General features: G+C 48.7%; 3 protein-coding genes. 2 read left to right on the top strand and 1 reads right to left on the bottom strand.

Annotation, left to right across the window (positions count from 1 at the left end; genetic code table 11):
• Window positions 1-412: 412 nt before the first annotated feature.
• Window positions 413-4,201: a PAS domain S-box protein gene (locus QQ055_RS00725; RefSeq protein WP_284476812.1), complete on the top strand. Its 3,789-nt coding sequence runs from the start codon at window positions 413-415 to the stop codon at window positions 4,199-4,201.
• A 209-nt stretch (window positions 4,202-4,410) separates the two neighbouring features.
• On the top strand, window positions 4,411-5,808 hold the full coding sequence (locus QQ055_RS00720; protein WP_283359035.1) for a hypothetical protein: 1,398 nt from the start codon (window positions 4,411-4,413) through the stop codon (window positions 5,806-5,808).
• 42 nt (window positions 5,809-5,850) lie between these two features.
• Here QQ055_RS00720 and QQ055_RS00715 read toward each other — a convergent pair whose 3' ends face one another.
• A complete protein-coding gene (locus QQ055_RS00715) occupies window positions 5,851-6,120 on the bottom strand; it encodes a hypothetical protein (RefSeq protein ID WP_141724447.1) in 270 nt (89 codons plus the stop codon).
• Window positions 6,121-6,265: the final 145 nt, after the last annotated feature.

Below are 6,265 nucleotides of genomic sequence, written 5' to 3'. Positions count from 1 at the left end.
GCACTTAGAGAAGCACTGAAATATGCGGGAGAGGGGGATGGGGGAAGATAAAGATTTTCGGTATCTTTGAGGTGAGTGGGTGGTTTAGGTGGAATTTGACTACCCCCGATTGGAGGAATTTGTTATGGGAAACTAGAACTTGAATATTTTTCTCAATATCTTTTAGAGGTCAATCTGCATAAAATAAGGAACTACTAGACTGTTTAGGTTCAAGACCACTTTGTCAACTGGCAAGTCGCTGTTGCTAATGCCGTCCCTGCCTTCTACTATCAAAGTCCAAAGCCGCTTTTCCCAGTTTCGGTCCTCTTTGTCAAAGAACTGAGATTTGCTCTCTAGAGGTTATACAATGCCTGAGTTCGATTGCTTACAAACCTGGCAGGATTGCAATCAGGGGAATACAGTGGTTACTCCTATGCATTCCACTGAAACCTTCACTCAACCTGCGATGGCGAACTTCCAAGCAGACAATCCCTCCGAGGGTCATAGAATTCATCAGGCTTTTACCTCCCATCGAGAACCGGACATTGAGCCTCCTGCAAGGATTTCTCGGTTGTTGACGGCTTTTGCCCAAGCGACTCAGTTGGTTTTGGGTTCCCCGGCGACACGGGAAGCGCTACATTCAGCTTTGGCGATGCTTGGGGAAGCGATCGCAGTTAACTGTTGTTATCTTTTACGCCTCTATGCTGGGGAAATTCCGGAACAATGGCAAGCCCAGGTTGAAAGTACGTGGTTCAGCACGGAAAATGCAGCATCGGCGATCGCACCTTATCCTGTTAATGCCCAATGGTACGCCACGTTAGCTGCCCAGCAACCGATTAAAGGCTTTTTACCCGATTTTTCGCTATTGCATCGCAGTTGGTGGGAAACGCGCAACGTTTGTTCGTTTATCTGGTTTCCCGTCTTCTTTAAGGATAACCTTTGGGGAGTTTTGGGGTTTGAAGATTGCCAAAGCCAGCGCCAGTGGACGACGGAAGAAGAAACGCTTCTGGGCAGTTTTGCCACAACGGTTGGGGCAGCGATCGCCAACGCCCAACTCTCCCTGACGTTACAACAAAATGAATCGCGCTTGCAACGCATTAGTGTCAACTTGCCCGGTGTCATCTTTCAGTCACAGCGCTACGATAACGGCAGTTGCAGGATGTGCTACATCAGTCCGACGTGTCGGGAACTGTTTGAACTCGAACCGGAAGTTATCCAAGCTAGGAACGAAGTGCTGCTAGAGTTAATTCATCAGGGCGATCGCGAAGATCACGACCGTCGGCTCATGCACTCAATGCAGACGCTAGAACCCTTCTATTGGGAAGGACGCATTGTCACCCCTTCCGGACGGTTAAAGTGGATTCAATGCGCTTCTCGCCCCGAACGCCAAAGCGATCGCTCTGTACTCTGGGATGGGGTTGTTTTAGAGATTAGCGAACGCAAGCGATCCGAAGAAGCCTTGCGACTCAGCGAAGCCAGAAACCGGGCTTTAATTGAAGCCACTCCCGACTTAATGTTTCGCATCCGCGCCGATGGCACCTATCTGGATGCAAAGGCGGATAAAGCCTATCAGATTATCTTGCCCCCTCAAGAAATTATCGGCAAAAACCTATTTGATGTCCTTCCCCGCGAAGCCGCCGAAGAACGGATGGCGAACATTCAACGCGCCCTCGCCACCGGACAAACCCAATTATACGAATACCAACTGTTCATTCAAGGACAATGGCGAGACTACGAAGGGCGCATCGTCGTTAGCGGTGCCGATGAAGTCTTAGCGATCGTCCGCGATATTAGCGATCGCAAAGAATTTGAAAAACAACTCAAAGAACGCGAAGCCCAGTATCGTAGCATCTTTGAAGCCACCACCGATGGGATTATCATCAGCGATCCCGAAACCGGACAAGTGATAGAAACCAACCCCGCCTGCTGTGCAATGCACGGCTATACCTACGAAGAATTTATTGGCTTATATCCCCAAGCTTTTATTCATCCGGATCATTTTCATCTATTTTATGAGTATCGCCAAACTGTGCAAGCTGGAGGACAGTTTTATCGCCGCACGGTAGACCTTCGCAAGGATGGAACGCCCTTCCCGGTTGAAGTTCGGGGTATCCAGTTTGAGTACAACGGCAAGCCCCATCTCCTGGCTATCCTACGCGACATTACCGAACAAGTGCGATCGGAACAACTGCAACAGGAACAGGAAGTTCAATATCGCAGTATGTTTGAAGCCAGTCGCGATGCTCTATTTGTCAATGAGTTAGATGGCACCTTGGTGGAAGTTAATCCCGCCGCGTGCGAAATCTTTGGTTATCCCTATGACGAACTGATTAAACTCAAACCCGATGCCTATATTCATCCTGACTATCATCACCTGTTAGGCGAGTATTTCGCGACCATTCAGGCGGGGGGCGAATATCGCACCCAAGCGATCGATATTCGCAAAGATGGGAGTTTATTCCATGTGGATGTTTTGGGAACGCGGTTTATTTACAAAGGCAAACCGCATATCTTAGGGGTGATTCGCGATATTACCGCCCAGGTTCAAGCCCAGCAAGCCTTGCAAGAATCAGAAGAAAAGTTTGCAACCGCCTTTCGTTCCAGCCCTTATCCTTGCACGATCAGCCTTTTAGAAAATGCCCGGTTTATTGAAGTCAACGATCGCTTTTTAGAAGTCACCGGCTATTGCCTGGAAGAGGTGATTGGGCGAACCGCCTTTGAACTCAGTATTTGGGACGATCCCAGCGATCGCGCTTACTTAGTGGAAGCTTTGCAAGCGACGGGGGCGGTTCGCGATCGCGAGTTAACTTTACTAACAAAACAAGGCGAACGACGAACGGTTTTATTCTCCGCAGAAATGATCGTCTTGGGCGGGCAACAATGCTGGTTATGCGTTGTTAACGATATTAGCGAACGCAAGCAAGCCGAAGCCCAATTGCAAATTGCAGCCCAGCGCGATCGCCTGTTTGCCAAAATCACCTCGCAGATTCACCAATCCCTGAAACTCGATTGTATCTTTGATACTACCGTTCGCGAAGTGCGACAATTTTTAGGGGCCGATCGCGTCTATATTGCCCACATCGACACCCAAGGCACCTACGGCGAAGTGGTTGCAGAATCCGTCGATCCGGCTTGGATTTCCCTGTATGGACAAACCACCAACAATACAGACTACCTGAACGAAATTCGCGGTTTGTTTGCTCAACATCAAGTGCGAGCCATTGATGATGTCACTCAAATTGAAGCGCCACCCAATATCGCCCAACACTACGCCGACTATCAAGTCAAATCGACGATTAGCGTTCCCGTTTGGTTAGGCGATGAAGTCTTTGGGGTTCTCGTCGCCCATCAATGCAGCCATCCGCGCCACTGGGAAGCGATGCATAAGGACTTACTAGAAGCCTTATCCACCCAAGTTGCGATCGCCATCAAGCAAGCCCAACTCACCGCCGGATTGGAACGAACTGTCGCCGAACGAACCGCCCAACTTCAAGAGAAATACGCCGAACTCCTCAAACTCAACCAACTCAAAGATATTTTCCTCCATGCTGTTTCCCACGATCTCCGCACCCCCGTAACTGGGTGGTTGCTGGTGTTGCAAAACCTCCTAAAAGCCACAGACAATAAACCCGATTCACCCCCCTCTATTCCCATTCCGCGTTCAGTTTTAGAACGCATGGTACAAAGCAGCCACGCCCAACTGCATCTCATTAACTCTTTATTAGAAACCGCCGCCTCGGAAATTCGGGGAATTGTGCTTTCCCCCAAACCCACGCAACTTAATGGGGTCATTCAAGGTTTGGCCGCCGATTTAGAACCCTTAATTATCAAACATCAAGCGTCTTTAGTCCAAAATTTACCTGAGAATTTACCCCTTGTTGAGGTTGATTGTCCCCAACTGCGGCGCGTCTTTGAAAACTTAATCGGAAATGCCCTCAAGCACAATCCACCGGGCATTAAAATCGAGATTGGGGCTGAAGTTATCGTTGCTGAATCTTCTGTTATCCGCTTTACCATTGCAGATAACGGGGTTGGAATGTCCCCAGAAGATTGTGCTACCGTCTTTCAACTCTACGTCCGAGGTCAAACCTCAAGACACTCCCCCGGTTTAGGCTTAGGCTTATACCTCTGTCGCCAAATTATCACCGCCCACGGTGGTGAAATCGGCGTAGACAGTACCCTCGGTGTGGGGACAACCTTCTGGTTTACAATTCCCATTTAGGGAAAAGCCCAGTCGGTTGGGTCAGTTGACCCCACTCCGAAAACAAGCTGCGATCGCCCTAAGTTCTCAACACCGATTCTTATAAAGAGTGCTTAATATAAGGCTGCTTGATTTTTTTATTCTTTACTGGTTTAAGTCTCTTGTCAGTAGGGAACTCTGGAAAACGATTTGTAGATCAATAAGGTATCTTTCCTCTAACCTATCGATCTATGTTTTCGACGCCGCAGGGAATTCCGAATTTACCGGATCTGACTCATCCGAATGAGTTAATTCAATTTGGCACTCAGGGGTTGACCATTTTTTTGATTCTAACGCTCTTAATCGGGGCGTTAGGTATCGTTTTTGCGGGTATTAGTTTAGCGTTGCGCCGCGATGTAAACGACACGCGCCTTTGGACGCAACAATGGCTGACGCGCTATGACTTTATGTTACAGATTTTGCAACATGGAGGGCTAATTTTAGTTTTATTAGTGGTGGGTTTCTTCTTTTCTTCTACCCTCGCCAATCGCTACCATCATTGGGAACAAGCCAAAGTGGTAGAAGTGGCGCGAACTGTAGGAGGCGATCGCATGGAACAAAGCGCCCCGCAAATGCGCTATGAAATCCCCCAAACTTTTACTTACCAAAATTATATTGACGGTCGGTTTGTGACGGTGGAAGAAATCCGCCAAGTCGATCGGTTTATGACGCTAGCCGGATCGCAAGTTCAAGTAACCTTAAATCAAGAGAGCGATCGCGCTACCAATCGCACCATTTATCGCGTAGACTTTAGCGCAGATTACCAGGTGGTAAACCGCCTCAACGAAACAGAAGACTTTTTCTTTGAAGTGCGTCCCCCTTCCGGTTATTCTCTATTGCAAAACTTCCGCGTCGAACGCGATGGAACCCGCCTCGAACCCATTAACCCCGGCGACTATGGGTTTCCGTTTCGCTTAGAACCCGGAGAAACCTCAACATTCCGCGTCGCCTATCTCGCCCAAGGTAGCCCGCGTTGGGTTTATAACGCCAATGGACAATTGCTCTCTAATTTTCGTCTCAATGCGATCGCCTATTTCCCCAAGGCCGATTTTGCCAGCGGAATTGCACCCACCGAAACCCAAGCCGAAGGACGGGGAACGCGCTTTACCTGGACGTTTGATGATAATGTCTCGGTGCAAAATCCTTTTGGGGTGTTCACTGCAACTAACCCAGTCCGCAATACCGGAATTTTACCGCGCCTGCTATTGCTTGGCCCGGCCGTCTTCTTGTGGTGGTTGCTGCTCCTGTATTTATCGGTTCCCATCCGCCTGCAAGATGTGGCGATCGCAGGAGGGGTCTTTTTTGCCAGTTTGCTCGCTTTAACCTACCTCAGCCGCCTTCTACCTGCCTCTATTGCTTGGGTTGGCGTTTCCCTCGTCCTCTTGTTCCTGGCTTGGGGGCTGGGCTTCAGTCGCCAGCAATCTTGGGCCGCCATAATTGCCACCCTCGCTGGGGCTGTTATTCCCGTCTTTGGTTTATTAATTCCCTATAGCGGTTTAACCTTGAGTTTCGCTGGACTGCTATCGGCAGTTTGGCTAGCGGTGCGTCATTGGTATGGGTGGACGGGAATTCGCCGACGAGTTGCCTAAATTTGAACAGATGCAAATGCGGGCTTTTGCCCGCAACTTTCTTTAAGCTTCCAGTGCTTCTTCAGGTTGTTGAAAGGACTCCCAAAGTTCCCTCGCTTTTGCTGCACCGTAGGGACTTTGCCAGAATTGCACCAAAAAGTAGATTCCTGTCCCCACCATAATCGCGGGAGATAGCCACTGCAACCAGGGGAGGTTACACCCTAATCGAGAAAGACCGATGAGTAATATATCGTCGAGAAAACTTAATAAAAAAGGCAATAATTTGCGAATTAAAGAAATAGATGATATCTCAGAATCTGCTAGATTACTCATAAATAAGGCAAATGTAACCATTTGCAAAACAGCTTGGCAGTTGGGGAACTAGAGAAAGTCAATTTCTACACCTCTAAGTTGACGAGTTGGCGTCATGAGTGCTTCCCTGGAGCGTTTAGCTTGTTCATTTCTAATCGTTCAACAG

The sequence above is a fragment of the Geitlerinema calcuttense NRMC-F 0142 genome (genome assembly GCF_030285425.1).
Note: the sequence above shows the minus strand (reverse complement) of the source record. Positions and strands in the feature narration are given on the sequence as shown.